The organism is Arthrobacter sp. Z4-13 (assembly GCF_054792705.1).
Genome location: NZ_CP096459.1, coordinates 2,883,278 through 2,902,045, shown reverse-complemented (window position 1 = coordinate 2,902,045; position 18,768 = coordinate 2,883,278). Strand labels below are relative to the sequence as shown.

Below are 18,768 nucleotides of genomic sequence, written 5' to 3'. Positions count from 1 at the left end.
TTGGACGTATGGCGAGCCAAGCAGCGGCTCCCGAAAGCCCCTAGTTGAGGAGAGCCGATGAAACGCTTCGAAGCTGATTATCACCCGGTGGCGAGACCACTGGGCGCCGAGGCCGCTGCCTGCGTGGAGGGGAAGGAACGGCGCCAAGCCACGGACATGTTGCTAGAGACAGGGGAATTGCAATGACTCAGCTATCCACGGGAACCGAGGAGCGAACAGCCCACGCTGCCGCCACGCGTTCGACTCTTGAGGACAAGCCCCGCCATCGCGGTCGGCGCTTCTTCGGGAACACCAACTTCCATGCTCCCCCCCAGTCAGATTCGATACCTGAGCAGAGTTCACCGGCAACCGCCCCTGACGGCGATATGTGGGATGAAGGCCGTGTGGCGGCGCGGGCGGGAAACCATGAGAGGGCCATTACCTGCTTCGTCCAGGAAGCGGAATCACGTTCCAGGGAAGGCAGCCACGGCCGCGCCGCGATAGCCTTCCGGACGGCCGCAGAACAGGCCCGGTTGCAGGGGATGGCGGAGCAGTGCGACCAGCTGCTTGAGTGTGCCGCAGCGGCTTACACGAATGCAGCAGAGCGCAACGTGCTCACTCCGGACGCCACGCATCAGGCATGGATCTCGGCAGCCAAGTGCTTCCTCCAGCTGCAGCAGCTGGACAGGGCAGGCTGGTGCATCGAGCAGGCCCGTGCGGTGCCTGACCACAGCCGTTCCCTTGACGAAAGCGCCAAGACGGCGTCATGAGGATTCTGCTGACGACCGAGGGGACCTACCCCTACTTCCAGGGGGGAGTGTCCACCTGGGCACATGAGCTGGTCAACGGCTTGCCCGAGCATGAGTTTGTGGTGGCTGCGGTCATCGGCAGCCCGGACGTGACTCCCGCCTTCAGCGTCCCAGCCAACACGAGCATCGTGCCCATCCCTTTATGGGGAACGGAGAAAGTGGATGAGTATGTCCAGCCGACAGCACGTACGCGACGACGGCGTGACCTGCGGGGACGGTCACGGGAGAAGGCCCTCGTCGACCTGCTGCTGCCGGCATACGAGGAGGTGATCGGCAACCTCCTGGAAACCCGCGAACCGCAGGCTTTGGGTGCCGCCATCGCTGACATAGCCAAGTACTGCGAGAACAACGATCTGCATGAGGGATTGCGTGACCCCCGTTGCTGGCAACTGGTGCGCAGCCGGCTCAGTGAGCATTCGCTCCTCGCTGACATCTCGATGGCCGACGCCATCGACTTCGCACGTTCCCTATATCGCTACCTGACGCCCCTGGCGGTGCCTCTGCCTGACGTAGACGTAGCGCATTCGTCTGGTGCTGCACTCTGCGCGCTGCCCGCACTCGCCGCCAAGCTCCACCACGGAGTCCCACTGCTGCTGACCGAGCACGGGGTCTACGTACGCGAACGTGTCCTTCACCTGGTCCGTAACGATACTCCGCTCCTACGGAAGGTGTTGCTGGGCAATCTCTACCGGGCCATAGCCCGTTGCGCTTATACCCATGCCGACGTCATCCTGCCGGTCTGTGCGTACAACACCAGTTGGGAGTACGAGCTGGGCGCTGATCCGGGCCGCCTGCAGGTGGTCTATAACGGCGTCAACCCTGACGAGTTCGCACCGCGGGCTGTTGAGTTGATCAGGCCAACCATTGCCTATGTCGGTCGCATTGAGCCGCTCAAGGACGTGCTGGGGCTCATCACCGCACTCCACATGGTCCGCCGCGAGATCCCTGACATACTCCTGCGCATATATGGTCCTGAGGATGACCGCCGCTATGCCCAACGTTGCAGGCTGGCCGTGGCAGCCATGCAGCTCGAGGATAACGTTGTGTTCGAAGGTCCCACGATGGACCCGGTCCTGGCATATCAGGAGTCGGATGTTGTGGTGCTTTGCTCGGTGTCTGAGGGCTTTCCTTATACCGTGGTGGAGGCGATGAGCACTGGTCGTCCGGTCGTCGCGACTGCAGTCGGCGGTGTCCCTGAGGCATTGAACCGCCCCGAGCTGCTCGTCGAGCCGCAGAATCCGCAGGCGTTGGCGGACGCTCTGGTGGCCCTCTACCGGCAGAGCCCCGCACAACGCGCCGCGATCGGTGCGGAATTCCGGGAGCGCGCTGTCGAGTTATTCTCCCAGGATCGCTTCCTCGAGGCGTACCGTGCCCTCTACTTGGGAGTCGTCGATGACCACGCTGCCTGAGGGCCCCTCCCTCGCCGACTTCACAATGCGCCTCGACGAGCTGGGCCCGGATTTGCACGCGGAGGCGCGCTCCGTCGCGGGCCGGACCCGCCAAGCGCAAGATGCCTTTGAAGTGGCAGTGATCCTTGCGACCCTGGGTTACAACGACCAGCGCGCGCGTGAACTGGGCTACCGGGATGTTTTCGAGCTCGCCGAGAAGGTGGCGGCACTCCTGCCGCTCTATGGCGGGCCGGCGGATGAGCCCCCGGTGGGCACCGTTGACCACGCCCCTGAACCACCACCTGGACCAGACCGGATGAGTCTGGGACTGCTGGCCCGGTCGCTCCTCTATTCGGCGCCGTGGATTATCGCTGTCCTTGCGCTGCTTATCGCTCGAGTGTCCTTCTGGTCCACCATCACCCCACAAATGTTTTCAACCACAGTCAGCCTGGCGTTGTTCGCGGCACTGGTCGTTACCGGTGGGTTTATGCAGGCATTCGCGCGGAGGGGACTGTTTTATTCCCTCCAACACAGCGAAACCTTGTTGCGTTGGGCCATGCGCTGGACACTGGGAGCGGGCCTTGGGGCATTGCTCGTGGTTATTGGTGGGGGCTACCTGATCCTGGAATACGGGCTGCAGGCTTACACGCCTGCAGCAAACCGGTCGTTCCTGTTCTTCGGTATGTCCATCGGTATCTTGCTCTTGGCCTTTTCGCCGCTCTACCTCGCCCGGGCGCTGCGGGACGTGGTGATTGCAGCCGGCGCCGGCGGGCTGGTGGCTGTAATCGGCGGGTTGTCGATCACCGAGGGGAACTACATCAACCTATACACCGCCCAATGGGTCCAGTTCGCCGCCTTGTGGACGGCGGTGGTCGTGGCAGTGCTGTTCGACGTCCGTGTCCTGCGGCGGCTGGCCGCACCACCTGCCGGCGTCGAAGACACCGCCGTGGACAACCGGAACGTCCTTGTGCCACGGGTCGGACCCGTGGCGCGCTCGGTGCGGGCATACTGGGCCTACGGGACAGGATTCTTTGTGCTCCTCGTGATCGATCAGCTGGTCGCCGGAGGCTTATGGATGGGAACGTTCAACTACAACGGTCTTTACCAGGTCGGTGTCGGGACCGGCCTGCTCGTCCTTGTTCCGACACTCACCTACGCGATCGCAGCCGGGTACCTGCTGCCCGCAACTGTGCGGCGGGAGATGAGACGGCACAGGATCACGGGCAGCAAGGGAATTAACCGCGTGATGCTCGCGTTCTACCGCCGGCACCTGGTGATCACCTTGCTGGTCGGGCTGGCCAGTGGTGCACTGCTGTTGGCTGCCACAGATTGGCTCGCCACGGTCAGCCTGCTTACTGTGCACCTCCAGCAGGCCAAGGAGGTGTACACCGGCTCCTTGGTGGGCTACCTGTTGTTGGGAATTGGAGCCTTCAACACCGGGCAGTTGTTCAGCCTGGGCAGGTCGCGACTGCCCGCGACCACCGTGTGGATAGGAGCGGCGGTGTCCCTTGCCATAGGTCTCGCGCTCTCGTACCAGTGGAACGACATTTTCGGTCCGGTTACCGGGCTGGTGACCGGTTCTGCCGTGTTCGCCGTTGCGACAACGGTGGCCGCCTACCGCATGTTCGGGCGATTCGACCTCAGCTACTTTAGGGCGTTCTAATGAAGATGACTAAGACAATCCTCGCCGCCGTCGCCGCCCTCGCGCTCACTGGCGCGGGTATCGCCGCAGCCAGGTCAGGGGAGGGCCCCGCACCGATCGCTTCCGCCGGCCAGTGGCAACTCCTGCGGACCACCGAAGGCACCCTCATGGACAATCCCTTCAACCAGGCCATCACGCCGCGGGAGGTTCAGGACACCTACGAGTTCAACGGGGACACCGACCCTGAACTCGCGTTCGTGCGCGCCACCGACGACGGCCTTCAGGTGGGGGTGGAGCCCATGCCGGAGGCCGAGGCCCACAACGGGTATTTTGCGGTCACCCATGACGCATACCCGGAGACCAGCATCTTCCATGTGCGGATGTCGAAACAGCCCGGACAAATCGAGTCGCCCACCGAGGTCGGCCAAGCGGTCTTCGCCGTCCAGACTGCCTCCACCAAGGTCACCGGCCTCATCAACTTCATCGTTCTGTCCGGTGACAGCACAGACGGTATGACCTCCTGGAGGGTGGGGTATATGCATGGGCACGTGAGGAATGCAGCGTACGTCAACTACTGGAGCACTGAGCCGTCGGTGAACTCACCGGACACCCAGGATGTCACCCTCCGCACGGACGGCCGCCGCACGCTGACAGTCTGGTTCGGCAAAGAGCAGGTGTTCCACTCTGACGAGCTCGAGCTGGAGATTCAGGCACCGTACCAGCCGTACCTCGAGGTGCAGGCTGTGAAGACGCCGTTCGTCTCCTCGTTCCAGAACTTCTGGGTCGTTGAGGAAGACCACTTGCAGCTGACTGGTCTGCCCGACGGCGCTGCCGTGAGGCTCGTGGACGACCAAGGTGCCGTGCTGGGTGAGACTGCGGCGGGGACTGGCGGAGCTGCTACGTTGGAACTGCCGCCCTACGCCGCGAAAGGCAGTGGCACGCTTGAGGTCACCGAGCCCGGGCGCGAGCCCATCCGGCTGGGGTCCTTCGACTATGCGGGCGGCGACGAGCTTCAGTTGGTGGCTAAGTGATGCCCCGGAAGCTCGGTCCAGGTATCGCGGGGTACTTGCAGAAACTCATGGGCACGGGGCGCGCTGTCCCGGCGCCTGGCCGGGGCCCTGGCATCACCCCGTCCAACCCTTCAGTTATCCGGCCGTTTGCTATCTACTACGGATGGCCAAGCTACGTAAACGGCGCCCATGGCAACGTAACCCGGGCCATCAAGGCATTCGACGGCTACGGGGTTGTGGTCTTTGGTGACGACACCGCGACGCCGGCCGGTGACCCCCTGGCGGCCCCCATCATGGAAGGGGTAGCCGCCCGGGGGGGTGTCCCGTACGGGTACGTAACAGTCGGAGTTGGCGACGGGGAGCCGAACCACTCCCTCAATGAGCTGCGCGAGCGCCTGGACGTATGGCACCGGCTCGGCGCCCGCGGAGTGCTCATCGATTGCGCCGGTGCTGACTACGGGGTGAGCCGAGCCCGATTCGATGCCGTGGTGAACTACATACACTCGTTGGGGCTAAGCGTGCTGGCCAATGCATGGAATCCTGACGACGTGCTGGCGCGCTCGGTCACGATGGGTCCGGGGGATGGCTATCTGGGCGAGAACGACGTGCTGTCGGACGGCCAGTTCCTGGCGCCGGTCACGTACAAGCCAAAACTGGCGAAGATGGCGGCGTACAAGGCACGTCTGGGGATCACCCTCTACGAAACGGCCACGAGTTTTGACCTCCAGTACGCAGACGCCCTGACGGCACAGGTGCTGGCAGCGCTGCAGGGCAATCACATTGATGCCTTCCACCTCAGCGATCCGGTCTATAGCTCCGCGGACAACGTCTTGATCAAGCCCCCGGCAGTGCTGGCGGTGGGACAATGACGCCCGCAGCGTCAGGGCGCTGGCGTACGATGGCTGTCGCTTTGGCGACTGCCCTGCTCGGCTTATTAGCCGGTTGCGGGCTGAATGAGCCGCCTCCACCCACCCCGGTTCCCCAAGACGAGGCGCGCGAACTGGGCATCGCTGTCCCCGCCTATGTTGACCCGACCGATGCAACGTATTGGCAGTCGATTATTGAGGCCCCGCCACAGCTGCGCGATGTCATCGTTAACCCCAACAACGGGCCAGGGGCAGAGGCGTCCGAACAGCACGTCCAGCTCATCAGGACACTGCGTGATGCAGGAGTGCGCGTGCTGGGTTACGTAATGACCGGGTGGGGCGTCCGGGACCAGGCGGAGGTTACACAGGACATTGACCGCTGGCGAGAGTGGTACGGCGTCGACAGCATTTTCCTGGACGAGGCGGCATCGGTCTCCGAAGAGGTGGGCACTTATGCAGAGTACGCCGCCACTATCCACCAATCCGGCGGGGTCGCGGTGCTCAACCCGGGGATAGTCCCAGACCGTGGCTACTTTGAATTCGCCGATGCCATAGTGACGTTCGAGGATCCGTTGGACGCTTACGCCAAAATTAAGCAACCCCCCGAGTGGCTCCGAACGGAAACGCGCACCGAGGTGTGGCACATTGTCAGCGGGGCTCCACAGGATCAGCTTGCTGAGGTGGTGAGCCGCGCCCGGCAGCAAGGCGCTGAAGAGATCTTCGTGACGGACGACGTGGAACCGAATCCGTATGACAGCCTTCCATCATACTGGTCGGCGAAGCGGAATGCCGTCGGGGAGTAAGCCAGGGTCAGTTACTTCAAACGCCCAGGCCTAAGTACGGATCCCGCGTTTGGCCAGGGAGTTCTTGCGGGCGGTGCGCAGCATATCCACCGTCAGGACCAGCAGCGCCACCCAGACCACGCCGAACCCGATCCAGCGGTCCATGGTCATTGCTTCGCGGAAAACGACGAGGGCGATGATGAACTGGAGCAGGGGTGCGAAGTACTGGAGCAGCCCGATGGTGGTCATGGGAAGCCGCCGGGCCGAAGCCCCGAAGAACAGCAGCGGGACGGCGGTAATCACACCGGAGGCCAGCAGGAGCCAGAAATGGCCCGGACCCTGCGTGGTCAGCGTGGCGGTTCCGGATACGGCCAGGTAGATCATGGTGGCCGCCGCAAAGGGGGCCAGCACCATGGTCTCCACACTGAGGCTCGTGGCGGCATCCACCTTGGGGCCAACACGTTTCTTCACGAAGCCGTAGAGGCCAAAGCTGAAGGCCAAAGTCAGGGCAATCAGCGGCAGCTTGCCGTAGGAGTAAGTGAGGACGCCCACCGCTATGAACCCGATGCCCACTGCCGCCCACTGAAGCGGGCGAAGCTTCTCCTTCAGCACAAAGACGCCCAGCAGGACGGAGACCAGCGGGTTGATGAAATAGCCAAGTGAGGCCTCCACAGCTTGGCCGGTGGTCACCCCGTAGGTGTAGGTCAGCCAGTTAACAGCGATCAGGAAAGCGGCCAGGGCCAGGGAACCAAACACGGCGCGGTCTCGAACGGCACGGGCAAGGGCGGACCAGGAGCGGGTAACGGTAAGGAGGAGCGCACAGAACAGCAGCGACCACACCACGCGGTTCGCCACGATTTCGACGGCGCCCGCGGGCATCAGGACGAAGAAGTACAGGGGGAGCAGCCCCCACAGCCCGTAGGCCCCGATGCCGAACAGGATTCCCGCCGTCGTCTCCTTGTCCACTGCCTTGGGAGGCGCGCCCTTGGTACCCGCCGCCGCCGGGGTCACTGCGGCCTGGGCCGCGGTTGCCGGCACGGCGGGCGACGCCGAAGGAGCGGCCGGAGCAGGAACCTGGGCAGCGGAGGGGAATCCATCGGGAGAAGGCACGACATCCATAACATCAGTCCCAGGGCATGTATTCCAACAAATAGTCAGTAGGCTTGCTTTTATGATATTTGCCGACTTGCCGGAAGCTGGCCCGTGAGGCTCCGGCGCAGCAATGCCTCGGGGCGGGGATACCGCCGGGTTCCCGCAGGCAAGGGCTTCAGCTATCGGGACCTCGATGGTTCGACCCTGCCGCCCGGCCCTGTTCGGGACCGGTTGGAGAGCATCGGCATCCCGCCGGCCTGGACTGACGTGTGGATCGCACCTTTCGAAAACGGGCACATCCAGGCCACCGGGATGGACGGTGTGGGCCGGCGGCAGTACATCTACCATCCCGAATGGCGGGAACGGAAAGACCGGTTGAAGTTCGACCGTGCCCTGCAGCTGGCCGAATCGCTTCCCGCCGCGCGCCGGCGGGTCACCATGGACCTGCGCGGTGAAGGTTTTTCCCGCGAGCGCGTCCTCGCCGGGGCGTTCAGGATGCTGGACAGCGGCTCGCTGCGGGTAGGTTCCGAGAGGTACACCAACGAAAACGGCAGCCATGGGCTCGCCACCCTGCTCTGCGCCCACGTCCAGGTGCGCAAGGACCGGATCCTCCTGCGGTTCCCGGCCAAGAGCGGCAAGGACTGGGAGTCGGAAATCCGCGACGCCGATCTCGCCGCCCTGCTGCGCCTGCTCAAGCGGCGCGGCGCCAACGCCAGGCTCCTGGCGTACAAGGAGGGCCGGCAGTGGCGCCCCGTCACCAGCGCGGACATCAATGCCTACGTCAAGGAGCGGACCGGCTCGGACTTCACGGCCAAGGACTTCCGGACCCTAAGGGGTACGGTGGCGGCTGCCGCAAGCCTGGCCCGGACCGGCGCGCAGCGGACGGCGGCTAAACGAAAGAGGGCCATCAGCCGGGCCATGATGGAAGCGTCCGAGGTGCTGGGCAACACCCCTTCGATTGCCCGCAAGAGCTACGTGGACCCGCGCGTCCTGGATCACTACCACGAGGGCGAAACCATCGACCCCAAGCGCCCTGACTCCGCTGAAGCAGAGCTCCGTGCGCTGCTCTACCGCGAAGGCAACGTGGTTCCGCTGGCAAAAAGCGGTTAAGGGCCCTGCGTTAGGGGACAGCAGTGCCCTGCGGAAACGGGCAACTAGAATATGTGATGGTGCGCTGCTCCTGCCGCGCAACGTTATCGGTCAGAAGGGTCCCAGGTGTCCAACCACGGCGAAACCACCCCCGCACGTCCCCTCCGCGTAGCAATTGTGGGCGCCGGACCGGCCGGCGTCTACGCTGCGGACATCCTCACTAAGTCCAGGGGCGTCGCGGACGGCGACTTCGAGGTCAGCATCGACCTCTTCGAGGCCTACCCTGCGCCCTACGGACTGATCCGTTACGGCGTGGCACCGGACCACCCCCGGATCAAGGGGATTGTTAATGCCCTCCACAAGGTCCTGGACCGCGGCGACATCCGGTTCCTGGGCAACGTGACCTACGGCCGGGACCTCACCCTGCACGACTTCCGCGCCTTCTACGACGCCGTCATCTTCTCCACCGGCGCCATCAAGGACGCGGACCTGAACATCCCGGGCATCGATCTGCCCGGCTCGTTCGGCGGGGCGGACTTCGTTTCCTGGTACGACGGGCACCCCGATGTTCCCCGTGAGTGGCCGCTGGAGGCTAAAGAGATCGCCGTCATCGGTAACGGCAACGTGGCCCTGGACGTGGCCCGGATGCTGGTGAAACACCCCGAGGAACTGTTGACCACCGAAATCCCGGACAACGTCTACCAGGGCCTGAAGGCTTCCCCGGTGACGGACGTGCACGTCTTTGGCCGCCGCGGCCCGGCCCAGGTGAAGTTCACGCCCCTGGAACTGCGGGAGCTCAGCCACATGAATGACGTGGACATCGTGCTTTACCCGGAGGACTTCGAGTTCGATGACGCCTCAGATGAGGCGATCCGCAGCAACAACCAGATCAAGACCATGGTGAACACCCTGACCAACTGGCTGGTGGAAGAGCACACCGAGTCCGAAAACCCCTCCTCCCGCCGCCTGCACCTGCATTTCCTGCACAGCCCCGTTGAAATCTACGACGACGGCGGGTCCGGCAAGGTGGGCGGGATAAAGTTTGAGCGCATGCAGCTTGACGGCACGGGCAACGCCAAGGGCACGGGCGAGTTCATCGACTACCCGGTGCAGGCGGTCTACCGCGCCATCGGCTACCACGGTTCGGCACTGGACGAGCTGGAGTACGACGCCAAGCGCGGCGTCATCCCCAATGAAGGCGGCCGCGTGCTGGACACCGAAGGCACGCCCGTGCCCGGGATCTACGCCACCGGCTGGATCAAGAGGGGACCCGTGGGCCTGATCGGCCACACCAAGGGCGACGCCCTGGAAACCATCGGCTTCCTGCTCGAGGACCGGCTCACCCTGCCGCCCGCCCAGAACCCCAGCCCGCAGGCCATCATCGACCTGCTCGAAGAACGCGGCATCGAATACACCACCTGGGAAGGCTGGAACAAGCTCGACGCCCACGAAGCGGGCCTGGGGGCAGCCTGGACCGGGCCGGAGGGCGTGGACCATGTTGTGCGCGAACGCATTAAGGTGGTGCCGCGCGAGGAGATGGTCCGCATCTCCCGCGCCTGACTCCCGGCTAGGTGGGTGAGGTGGGTCACGTTAGAATGGCCACCACCCTTGGCCGGCATTGTTGTGCCGTGCCTACAGGCAGCACAGGAGTTCAATGAGGAACCTGATCCAAGCGGAGCCGCTGCAGCGCGGCGCCCTTGCGGCGCATGAACAGCTCGACGGCGGCCGCCTTTGTGATGCCCCCGGCGGGCTGCGCCCCCTGATCCGTGAGTCCTGGCAGCGATCAGTCAGCTTCAAGGCGGACCCGGACAACGCCGCCGCCCCGCTGGCCATCGACCGGGACGAGCTGGAGGACTACCGCCGGCAGCACCCGCTGGCCGCCATCATGCCGGTCATCAACAAGCTCCTGGTCCAGCCCAGCCACGACAGCGGGCTGCTGGTGGCAGTGGGGGATGAGGTGGGCAGGCTCCTGTGGGTGGACGGTGATCCCGCGTTGCAGCGCCGCGCCGAGGGCATGATGTTCGTCCCGGGCGCTGACTGGTCCGAGGCCACCGTGGGCACCAGTGCGCCGGGTACTGCCCTTGCCCTGGGGCGCGGCATCCAGATCGCCGGTGCGGAGCACTACCAGCGGGCCGTCCATGCCTGGAGCTGCACCGCCGTCCCGTTCCACGACCCGGACTCCGGAGCGGTGCTGGGAGTTGTGGACATCACCGGGACGGCCTCCGCAGTGGCACCCCACACGCTGTCCCTCGTAGAGGCAACTGTGGCTGCCGCCCAGGCGCAGCTGCGTGTCGAGCGCTTGCAGCTTGCCGCGGACCTCGCCAGCAGCCCTGCACGACGCCGGACCGCGGCTTCCGCTTCCCGCGCACCGGGGGCGGATGCCAAGGAAGGCAGCCTCTACCGGAACAGCCTGCAGCTGCTGGGCCGCGACCAGGCCCTGCTCAGCCTGGAAGGCAGGACGGTTGTGCTGTCAGGCCGGCACAGTGAGATCCTTGCCCTGCTCAGCACACATCCGGAAGGGTTGAGCGCCGAGGAGCTCAGTGTCCTGCTGTACCCGGGTGCGGGTTCCACCATCACGCTTAGGGCCGAGATGGTGCGCCTGCGCAAGGTCCTTCAGCAGCTCAACCCGGGCGCTGTCCCCGGCTCACGGCCCTACCGCCTGCCGATGGACGTGGTGCCGGACAGTGCCCAGGTGCTGAGCTGCCTGCAGCGCGGTGCCCACCGGATCGCCCTGGAGATTTACCGTGGCGCGGTGCTTCCCCGTTCGGAGGCGCCGGGCATCAGCGAGCTGCGGAACAAGGTTTCGTCACTGCTGAGGGAAGCGGTCATGACGGACGGCAGTGCCGAGTCGCTGCTCAGGTACGCGGAACTCCCGGAAGCAAGGAACGACGTCGGCGTCCGCCATGCCGCGCTCCGCCTCCTCCCGGCCCGCTCGCCCAAGCGGGCCGCCGTCGTGGCGGAACTCGAGCGGCTGGAGGCGGAGCTGGGCGCCTAATCGTCACCGGCCCGGTGGGTTGCCCATCTCCTGCAACCTTGCTGCAACCTTCCCGCGCCTACGCTGGCTGCATCGGCGAAAGCCTGACTGCGATAGCAAAGGAGCTAGCAATGACTGTTTACGCACAGCCCGGAACCGAGGGCTCGAAGGTCACATTCAAGGACCGCTACGAGAACTGGATCGGCGGGGAGTGGGTGGCCCCGGTGAAGGGGCAGTACTTCGAGAACATCACGCCGGTGACGGGCAAGGCGTTCTGCGAGGTGGCCCGCGGCACGGCGGAAGACATCGAGCTGGCACTGGATGCCGCACACAAGGTGGCACCCTCCTGGGGCAAGACGTCCGTGGCCGAGCGCGCCGCGATCCTGAACAAGATTGCCGACCGGATCGACGAGAACCTGGAGATGCTCGCGGTGGCAGAGTCCTGGGACAACGGCAAGCCCATCCGTGAAACGCTCAACGCGGACCTTCCGCTCGCGGCAGACCACTTCCGCTACTTCGCCTCTGCTGTCCGCGCCCAGGAGGGCCGGCTGTCCCAGCTCGACGACGACACCACCGCCTACCACTTCCACGAACCGCTCGGCGTCGTGGGCCAAATCATCCCCTGGAACTTCCCCATCCTGATGGCCGTATGGAAGCTCGCCCCTGCGCTGGCTGCCGGCAACGCCGTGGTGCTGAAGCCGGCCGAACAGACGCCGTCGTCCATCCTGGTCCTGATGGAACTCATCGGTGACCTGCTGCCGGCAGGCGTGCTCAACGTGGTCAACGGTTTCGGCGTGGAGGCCGGCAAGCCGCTGGCATCCAGCCCCCGGATCCGCAAGATCGCGTTCACCGGCGAGACCACTACGGGCCGCCTCATCAGCCAGTACGCCAGCCAGAACCTCATTCCCGTCACCCTGGAGCTGGGCGGCAAGAGCCCGAACATCTTCTTCAACGACGTCGCCCAGGACAATGACTCGTTCTACGACAAGGCGCAGGAGGGCTTCGCGCTGTTCGCCTTCAACCAGGGCGAGGTGTGCACATGCCCGTCGCGCGCGCTGGTGCAGGAGGACATCTACGACTCGTTTATGGCCGACGCCATCGCCCGGGTGGAGAAAATGGTCCAAGGCAACCCGCTGGACACCGAAACCCAGGTGGGCGCCCAGGCCTCGAACGACCAGCTGGAAAAGATCCTCTCCTACATCGACATCGGCAAGCAGGAGGGCGCCAAGGTGCTGACCGGCGGCGGCCGGGCAGAGCTCCCGGGCGATCTGGCCGGCGGCTACTACGTCCAGCCCACGGTGTTCGAGGGCCACAACAAGATGCGGATCTTCCAGGAGGAAATTTTCGGCCCGGTGGTCGCCGTGACGAAATTCAGCGATTACAGCGACGCCATGGGCCTGGCCAACGACACACTCTACGGGCTGGGCGCCGGCGTCTGGTCCCGCAACGGCAACGTTGCCTACCGCGCCGGCCGGGAAATCCAGGCCGGCCGGGTTTGGGTCAACAACTACCATGCCTACCCGGCCGGGGCCGCGTTCGGCGGCTACAAGTCCTCGGGCATCGGACGTGAAAACCACGCCATGATGCTCGACCACTATCAGCAGACCAAGAACCTGCTGGTCAGCTACAACGAAAACAAGCTGGGTTTCTTCTAGGCCATGGCACCGGGAAGTGCGATTGATGCCGCGGTGACGCTGCCCGGGGAGGACTTCTCCCGGGTGGCGCTCACGCCGGCGGCCGCGGAACTGCTGCGGAAGCTTTGGCTTCAGCACGGGCCGCTGATGTTCCACCAGTCCGGCGGGTGCTGCGACGGGTCCTCGCCCATGTGTTATCCGAAGGGCGACTTCCTGACCGGTGACTCCGATGTCCTGCTGGGCCTGTTCGATGTCTCTGACGGCCTGGAACCCCGGCCCCTGGAGTTCTGGATGTCCCGGGAGCAGTTCAACTACTGGAGCCACACGCATCTGACCGTCGATGTGGTGCCGGGGCGGGGCAGCGGATTTTCGGTGGAAGCCCCGGAAGGCAAACGCTTCCTGATCCGGTCCACGTTGATGGACTGGCCTGTCTGACAGTTCGAGCTAAAAGCGCTTGAGGCCCTCCAACTGGAGGGCCTCAAGCGCTTTTCCTGAACAGTGTTCGGCAATAACGCCGTCTCATCATTCGGAACAATTGGGACCGTCCAGTGGATGGACACTATCGTTGATAGGTCTGTTTCCATCAGAAATCAGGATTGTGATCCCCCTATGAACCTCCTCCGGACCAAATCTATCGAGCAGTCAATGGCCGACGCCGATGAACCCGGACGCAAGCTTAAGCGCTCCCTCAGCACCTGGGACCTCATGATCATGGGCGTCGCCGTGGCCGTGGGCGCCGGCATCTTCTCGGTCGGAGCCAAGGCAGCAGCCAACTTTTCCGGCCCTGCCGTCACGCTGTCCTTCGCGATCGCCGCCATCACCTGCGCCCTCGCCATCATGTGCTATGCCGAGTTTGCTACCGCCATCCCCGTGGCCGGCTCCGCCTATGTCTTCACCTACGCCACGATGGGTGAACTCCTTGCCTGGATCATTGGCTGGAACCTGATCCTCGAGCTCTTCACAGCGGCCGCGGTCATCGCCAAGTACTGGGGCATCTACCTCAGCAAGGTCTTCGCACTGATGGGCGCCGATATCCCGGCGGCACTCCCACTCGGCGGCGTGGACCTCTACTGGGGCGCGTTCCTGATCGTTGCCGTCTTTACGGTGCTGCTGGTGCTGGGTACCAAGCTGTCCGCCCGCGTGGGCAACATTTTCACCCTGATCAAGATCGGCGTGGTCCTCTTTGTGATCGTCGTCGGATTCACCTACGTGAAGTTCGAGAACTACAGCCCGTTCATCCCTGCCGCTGAGCCCACCGGCGGCACCGGCACTGCCGACGTTTTGAAGCAGTCGTTCTTCGGCTTCCTCACGGGAGCGGCTCCGGCACAGTACGGCACCCTCGGCATCTTTGCCGGCGCTGCACTGGTGTTTTTCGCCTTCATCGGCTTCGACGTCGTGGCCACTTCCGCTGAGGAAGTCAAGAACCCCCAGAAGACCCTGCCGCGCGGTATTTTCGGCGGTCTTGCACTGGTGACGCTGCTCTACATCCTGGTTTCCCTGGCCCTGACCGGCATGGTGTCCTACACCCAGCTGGCCGAGGCGGAGAGCCCCACGCTTACCACCGCCTTCGAAGCCGTGGGCGACACATCCGCGGCCAAGGTCATCGCCTTCGGTTCCCTGGTGGGCCTTACCACCGTGATCATGGTGCTGCTCATGGGACTGTCCCGCGTGGTCCTCGCCATGAGCCGCGACGGACTCCTGCCGCGTGCACTGTCCAAGACCAGCGAGAAGCGGTCCACACCCGTACGTCTCCAGATCATCTGCGGCGCCGCTGTGGCGCTGGTAGCCGGCCTGACCAACGTGGACCTGCTCGAGGAAATGATCAACATCGGCACGCTGTCCGCATTTGTGGTGGTGAGCCTTGGCATCCTGGTGCTGCGCAAGAAGCGCCCGGACCTGAAGCCGGCCTTCCGCGTCCCGTTCGGCAAGGTCCTGCCGATCGTTTCCGCCTTGCTGTGCCTTTACCTAATGACCAACCTGGCCGTGGAGACCTGGATCTTCTTTGCCATCTGGCTGGCGATTGGCCTCGCCATCTACTTCGCCTACGGCCAGCGCCACTCCCGGCTGAACGAGCGGTTCAGTGAGGCCAACACGGCCGTCAATGGCGCTTCCGTTGTAGCCGGCAAGGACAACGAAGACGAATTGACCCGCGCCTGACATCGCTTCAACTGCTTCACCAGCAATTGAAACCGCCCGCTGATCCTTGCATCAGCGGGCGGTTTTGCTTTCTCCCATCCAGTTGGTCCGGAATTGCAGGTGCCGGCAGCGGGGCTTTGGAGTTCAATGAGTGGATCAAAGGCGAAACAAAAGCGGGGAAGGAGCGGACGTTATGCAGATGACGATGGAGGCGGTGGCCCGGGCCTTTTCGAGCCACCGTTTTGAGGATGCCCTGTCCCAACTGGACGACGACATTGCCTGGGAGCTTGTGGGCGGCGAAGCCCTGACCGGCAAGCTGGCGGTTGTGGACGTCTGCACATCCCTGGCGCGGGACCTCAAGGGGGTCAAAACCACCTTCGACCGGTTCAGGGTGATTGCCGCTGCCTCAAACGCTGTGGTGGACAGCGTTGCCAGTTACGTTTCGGCTGATGGCAGCATCAGCCGGGTCGCGTCCTGCGACATCTACGACTTCGAGGACGGCCGGGTGGTCCGGATCCGCTCCTACAACGTGGAACTGGTAAGCACCGGCTGAAATTTAAGGTGCAGCGTACCGGCCCACCCAGTCCACCAGTGGCCGCAGCTCATCCCATAACCGTCCGATTTCTTGCCCTGCTGCGGAAGTTTCCAGCCAGGCAGGCCGCCCGAGGTCGGTACTGGCCGCAAGGGACTTGTGCTTCAACAGCCCGCCCCGGGGATGGTCCCGGGGGTACCCGCGCGGGACGGTTTTCAGTTGTTCTCCTTCCACCACAAAGCCGGCAGCACTGACGGCGTCGACAATGTGCCGGAGTGACTCGCCTGTTCCGAACGCATCGACCGAGTTACGGTACCTCACCAGCTGGGCCGGCGTATGGGAGTGGTAGCCGCCGCCCACCAGCAGCCCGTCCGCGCTGACCTGCAGGTAATAGCCCATGCCTTCCTGGATGGACGCGAAAGCACCCTGTGCCGTTTTGTAGGGGGACTTGTCCTGGGAGAACCGGATGTCCCTGTTGGGCCGGAAGATCCGGCCCGGGCCGAACCGGGGCTCCAGCTCCGCAAGCAGGAGAGTGATGGGTTCGCGGACCAGCTCCTGGTACCTTTCCTTGTGCTCCAGCCACCACTCGCGGCTGTTGTTTTCCTGCAGCTCTTTGTAGAACTCGAAGGCGCCGGCAGGTATGCCGCGGAAAGTTGTCATGCGTCGATCCTAGGGAGGGCTGCCCGTGGCGGCTATTGACTTAGTGCATATGTGGAAAGCGCCCCTTGTGTGGAAAACAAAAACCACCCCGCCACGGGAATCCGTGGCGGGGTGGTTTCAGCAGCTTAAGGGGACTTAGCCGATCTTGTTGGCAGCCTCTGCATCGGACGACGGTGCCGACGCAACAGCTACGGCGCCGAGGTTGGCGCGGAGCTTGGCGCCGAGTTCGGCGTCAACGTTGGTCCAGTACTGGATGGCGCGTTCCTTGATGCCGGGGCTCTTGACGCCGCCCACTGCACCGGTGATGGTCTCGAGCAGGCGGGCCTTGGCGCCGTCGTCGTAAACCTCGCGGTACAGGGTGCCGGCCTGGATGAAGTCGCTGTCCTCGGTGTGGAGGGAGTGCGCGGCAAGGGTGAGCTCGCCGTCGTTCTCCCAGCCGCCGGCCGGGTTCTGCGGCTCTACTGCAGCCGGGCCGCCAACGGAGTTGGGGGCGTAGACCGGGACAGAGGGGGCGTTGAAGTGGTACCGCCCGGCGCCGTCCTGGCTGTAGTTGTTGACCTGGTTCTTCGGCTGGTTCACCGGGATCTGGGCGTGGTTGGTGCCCACACGGTAGCGGTGTGCGTCAGCGTAGGAGAAGATGCGGGCCTGCAGCATCTTGTCCGGCGAAGCGGCGATGCCCGGCACGAAGTTCGACGGCGCGAACGTGGCCTGCTCGATCTGCGCGAAGTAGTTCTCCGGGTTCCGGTTCAGTTCCATGGTGCCCACCTTGATCAGCGGGTAGTCGCCGTGCGGCCAGACCTTGGTCAGGTCGAACGGGTTGAAGCGGTAGGTCTTGGCGTCCTCGTAGGGCATGACCTGCACGTGCAGGTCCCAGGACGGGAAGTTGCCCGCTTCGATGTTCTCGGACAGGTCACGGATGTAGAAGTCCGCGTCCGAGCCGGCCAGGGCCTCGGCCTGTTCGCTGCTCATGGAGTTCACGCCCTGGTTGGACTTGAAGTGGTACTTGACCCAGAAGCGCTCGCCCTCGGCGTTGATCCACTGGTAGGTGTGTGAGCCGTAGCCCTGCATTTCGCGCCAGGAGGCGGGCAGGCCGCGGTCGCCCATGAGCCAGGTGACCTGGTGTGCGGACTCGGGGGACAGGGTCCAGAAATCCCACTGCATGTCGGCATCGCGCAGGTGGGTGCCCGGGAGGCGCTTCTGGGAGTGGATGAAGTCCGGGAACTTGATGCCGTCGCGGATGAAGAACACCGGGGTGTTGTTGCCCACGAGATCGTAGTTGCCCTCGGAGGTGTAGAACTTCACGGCGAAGCCGCGGGGATCGCGCCAGGTGTCCGGGGAGCCGTTCTCGCCGGCGACGGAGGAGAAGCGGATCAGCATCTCGGTGTCGACACCGGGCTGGAGGAAGGCTGCCTTCGTGTACTTGGACACGTCCTCGGTGGTCTTGAACGTACCGAATGCACCGCCGCCCTTGGCGTGCACTACGCGCTCCGGGACCCGCTCGCGGTTGAACTGGGCGAGCTTTTCCACCAGGTAGTGGTCAGTCAGGATGATGGCGCCGTCGGCACCGGTTGACTTCGAGTGCGCGTCGGACGTTACGGGGGCACCTGACTGGGTTGTTGAAATGGCAGTCATTGTTCTCCTATTTCTCTGTTTCTTGTGACAAACGATGGGAAGGAAGTTGTTGGGACTGCTGACAGTCCTGGCAGATGCCTTGGTACATAACATCGGCGATCTGGATGGTCATCGGCTTGGCGTTCTCATCCCAGTGCGGCGTGAGGCACGGGGCATGGCCCACTGCGCAGTCAACGTCCTCCACGCGGCCGCAGCTGATGCAGATGGCGTGGTGGTGGTTGTCGCCCACACGGGTTTCGTAAAGCGCGGGAGAGTGCGGGGGTTCGAACCTGCGAAGCATGTGGAGGTCCGTCAGGTCCCCCAGCACTACGTACACGGACTGTGCCGTCAGTTCGGGGAGCTCGGCGCGGGCAGCGGAAAGGATGCTTTCCGCAGGGGAGTGGGGGTGGCGTTCGACGGCGGCGAGGACCGCGAGCCGTTGCTTTGTCACCCTGCGGCCATGGGCGCGCAGGGCGTTGGCCCATGCCTCGTGGCCGTCGAAGTTCTCCGTCATGACACCATTGAAGCACTTATTATGAATATCTCACAATAAGGCTCAGCTAA

General features: G+C 64.2%; 17 protein-coding genes. 13 read left to right on the top strand and 4 right to left on the bottom strand.

Going from position 1 to position 18,768, the window contains the following annotated elements; translation table 11 throughout:
- The first annotated feature begins 182 nt into the window (after positions 1–182).
- The 6 genes from M1E07_RS15215 to M1E07_RS15190 are packed head-to-tail and all read left to right on the top strand — an operon-like array spanning position 183 to position 6,497.
- Positions 183–749, top strand: a complete 567-nt coding sequence (locus tag M1E07_RS15215; protein WP_461187469.1) for a hypothetical protein — start codon at positions 183–185, stop codon at positions 747–749.
- Positions 746–2,197, top strand: a complete 1,452-nt coding sequence (gene pelF, locus M1E07_RS15210) for a GT4 family glycosyltransferase PelF (protein ID WP_461187468.1) — start codon at positions 746–748, stop codon at positions 2,195–2,197. The genes M1E07_RS15215 and pelF overlap by 4 nt, the downstream gene beginning before the upstream one ends.
- Complete coding sequence (locus M1E07_RS15205) at positions 2,181–3,839, top strand: hypothetical protein (protein WP_461187467.1); 1,659 nt, start codon at positions 2,181–2,183, stop codon at positions 3,837–3,839. The genes pelF and M1E07_RS15205 overlap by 17 nt, the downstream gene beginning before the upstream one ends.
- A gap of 5 nt (positions 3,840–3,844) precedes the next feature.
- Complete coding sequence (locus tag M1E07_RS15200; protein WP_461187466.1) at positions 3,845–4,849, top strand: hypothetical protein; 1,005 nt, start codon at positions 3,845–3,847, stop codon at positions 4,847–4,849.
- 47 nt (positions 4,850–4,896) lie between these two features.
- Positions 4,897–5,697 (top strand): hypothetical protein, encoded by an 801-nt coding sequence (locus M1E07_RS15195; RefSeq protein ID WP_461187465.1) that lies wholly within the window; start codon positions 4,897–4,899, stop codon positions 5,695–5,697.
- 29 nt (positions 5,698–5,726) lie between these two features.
- Entirely contained in the window at positions 5,727–6,497 is a 771-nt protein-coding gene (locus M1E07_RS15190) for a spherulation-specific family 4 protein (RefSeq protein ID WP_461187464.1), read from the top strand.
- 30 nt (positions 6,498–6,527) lie between these two features.
- Here the strand turns inward: M1E07_RS15190 and rarD are convergent, their stop codons facing one another.
- On the bottom strand, positions 6,528–7,595 hold the full coding sequence (gene rarD, locus M1E07_RS15185; RefSeq protein ID WP_461187463.1) for an EamA family transporter RarD: 1,068 nt from the start codon (positions 7,593–7,595) through the stop codon (positions 6,528–6,530).
- Positions 7,596–7,679: 84 nt separating this feature from the next.
- Between rarD and M1E07_RS15180 the strand changes: the two genes are divergently transcribed.
- From M1E07_RS15180 to M1E07_RS15150, 7 genes are all read left to right on the top strand, one after another.
- On the top strand, positions 7,680–8,678 hold the full coding sequence (locus tag M1E07_RS15180) for a DNA topoisomerase IB (RefSeq protein ID WP_461187462.1): 999 nt from the start codon (positions 7,680–7,682) through the stop codon (positions 8,676–8,678).
- A 105-nt stretch (positions 8,679–8,783) separates the two neighbouring features.
- Positions 8,784–10,217, top strand: a complete 1,434-nt coding sequence (locus M1E07_RS15175) for an FAD-dependent oxidoreductase (RefSeq protein ID WP_461187461.1) — start codon at positions 8,784–8,786, stop codon at positions 10,215–10,217.
- A gap of 94 nt (positions 10,218–10,311) precedes the next feature.
- Entirely contained in the window at positions 10,312–11,652 is a 1,341-nt protein-coding gene (locus tag M1E07_RS15170; protein WP_461187460.1) for a GAF domain-containing protein, read from the top strand.
- A 110-nt stretch (positions 11,653–11,762) separates the two neighbouring features.
- The gene (exaC, locus tag M1E07_RS15165) at positions 11,763–13,286 is read left to right on the top strand and encodes an acetaldehyde dehydrogenase ExaC (RefSeq protein WP_461187459.1); all 1,524 of its coding nucleotides are present in this window, start codon (positions 11,763–11,765) and stop codon (positions 13,284–13,286) included.
- Positions 13,287–13,289: 3 nt separating this feature from the next.
- Positions 13,290–13,700, top strand: coding sequence for a DUF779 domain-containing protein (locus tag M1E07_RS15160; protein WP_461187458.1), 411 nt, complete (start codon positions 13,290–13,292; stop codon positions 13,698–13,700).
- Between the two features lie 174 nt (positions 13,701–13,874).
- The gene (locus tag M1E07_RS15155; protein ID WP_461187457.1) at positions 13,875–15,422 is read left to right on the top strand and encodes an amino acid permease; all 1,548 of its coding nucleotides are present in this window, start codon (positions 13,875–13,877) and stop codon (positions 15,420–15,422) included.
- A 172-nt stretch (positions 15,423–15,594) separates the two neighbouring features.
- Positions 15,595–15,954 (top strand): nuclear transport factor 2 family protein, encoded by a 360-nt coding sequence (locus M1E07_RS15150; RefSeq protein ID WP_461187456.1) that lies wholly within the window; start codon positions 15,595–15,597, stop codon positions 15,952–15,954.
- Positions 15,955–15,957: 3 nt separating this feature from the next.
- Here the strand turns inward: M1E07_RS15150 and M1E07_RS15145 are convergent, their stop codons facing one another.
- The 3 genes from M1E07_RS15145 to M1E07_RS15135 all read right to left on the bottom strand — a co-directional run bounded on the left by M1E07_RS15145 (position 15,958) and on the right by M1E07_RS15135 (position 18,718).
- Positions 15,958–16,593: a DUF2461 domain-containing protein gene (locus M1E07_RS15145; protein WP_461187455.1), complete on the bottom strand. Its 636-nt coding sequence runs from the start codon at positions 16,591–16,593 to the stop codon at positions 15,958–15,960.
- A 135-nt stretch (positions 16,594–16,728) separates the two neighbouring features.
- Positions 16,729–18,225 (bottom strand): catalase, encoded by a 1,497-nt coding sequence (locus tag M1E07_RS15140; protein ID WP_461187454.1) that lies wholly within the window; start codon positions 18,223–18,225, stop codon positions 16,729–16,731.
- Between the two features lie 7 nt (positions 18,226–18,232).
- Positions 18,233–18,718 (bottom strand): Fur family transcriptional regulator, encoded by a 486-nt coding sequence (locus tag M1E07_RS15135; RefSeq protein WP_461187453.1) that lies wholly within the window; start codon positions 18,716–18,718, stop codon positions 18,233–18,235.
- Positions 18,719–18,768: the final 50 nt, after the last annotated feature.

Excerpts from the sequence above, each read along its gene's own strand:
- M1E07_RS15205 (WP_461187467.1), top strand. The coding sequence starts at position 2,181 with ATGACCACGCTGCCTGAGGGCCCCTCCCTCGCCGACTTCACAATGCGC.
- exaC (WP_461187459.1), top strand. The coding sequence starts at position 11,763 with ATGACTGTTTACGCACAGCCCGGAACCGAGGGCTCGAAGGTCACATTC.
- M1E07_RS15150 (WP_461187456.1), top strand. The coding sequence starts at position 15,595 with ATGCAGATGACGATGGAGGCGGTGGCCCGGGCCTTTTCGAGCCACCGT.
- M1E07_RS15155 (WP_461187457.1), top strand. The coding sequence starts at position 13,875 with ATGAACCTCCTCCGGACCAAATCTATCGAGCAGTCAATGGCCGACGCC.
- M1E07_RS15160 (WP_461187458.1), top strand. The coding sequence starts at position 13,290 with ATGGCACCGGGAAGTGCGATTGATGCCGCGGTGACGCTGCCCGGGGAG.
- M1E07_RS15145 (WP_461187455.1), bottom strand. The coding sequence starts at position 16,593 with ATGACAACTTTCCGCGGCATACCTGCCGGCGCCTTCGAGTTCTACAAA.
- M1E07_RS15170 (WP_461187460.1), top strand. The coding sequence starts at position 10,312 with ATGAGGAACCTGATCCAAGCGGAGCCGCTGCAGCGCGGCGCCCTTGCG.
- rarD (WP_461187463.1), bottom strand. The coding sequence starts at position 7,595 with ATGGATGTCGTGCCTTCTCCCGATGGATTCCCCTCCGCTGCCCAGGTT.
- M1E07_RS15140 (WP_461187454.1), bottom strand. The coding sequence starts at position 18,225 with ATGACTGCCATTTCAACAACCCAGTCAGGTGCCCCCGTAACGTCCGAC.
- pelF (WP_461187468.1), top strand. The coding sequence starts at position 746 with ATGAGGATTCTGCTGACGACCGAGGGGACCTACCCCTACTTCCAGGGG.
- M1E07_RS15195 (WP_461187465.1), top strand. The coding sequence starts at position 4,897 with ATGGGCACGGGGCGCGCTGTCCCGGCGCCTGGCCGGGGCCCTGGCATC.
- M1E07_RS15190 (WP_461187464.1), top strand. The coding sequence starts at position 5,727 with ATGGCTGTCGCTTTGGCGACTGCCCTGCTCGGCTTATTAGCCGGTTGC.
- M1E07_RS15200 (WP_461187466.1), top strand. The coding sequence starts at position 3,845 with ATGACTAAGACAATCCTCGCCGCCGTCGCCGCCCTCGCGCTCACTGGC.
- M1E07_RS15135 (WP_461187453.1), bottom strand. The coding sequence starts at position 18,718 with ATGACGGAGAACTTCGACGGCCACGAGGCATGGGCCAACGCCCTGCGC.
- M1E07_RS15215 (WP_461187469.1), top strand. The coding sequence starts at position 183 with ATGACTCAGCTATCCACGGGAACCGAGGAGCGAACAGCCCACGCTGCC.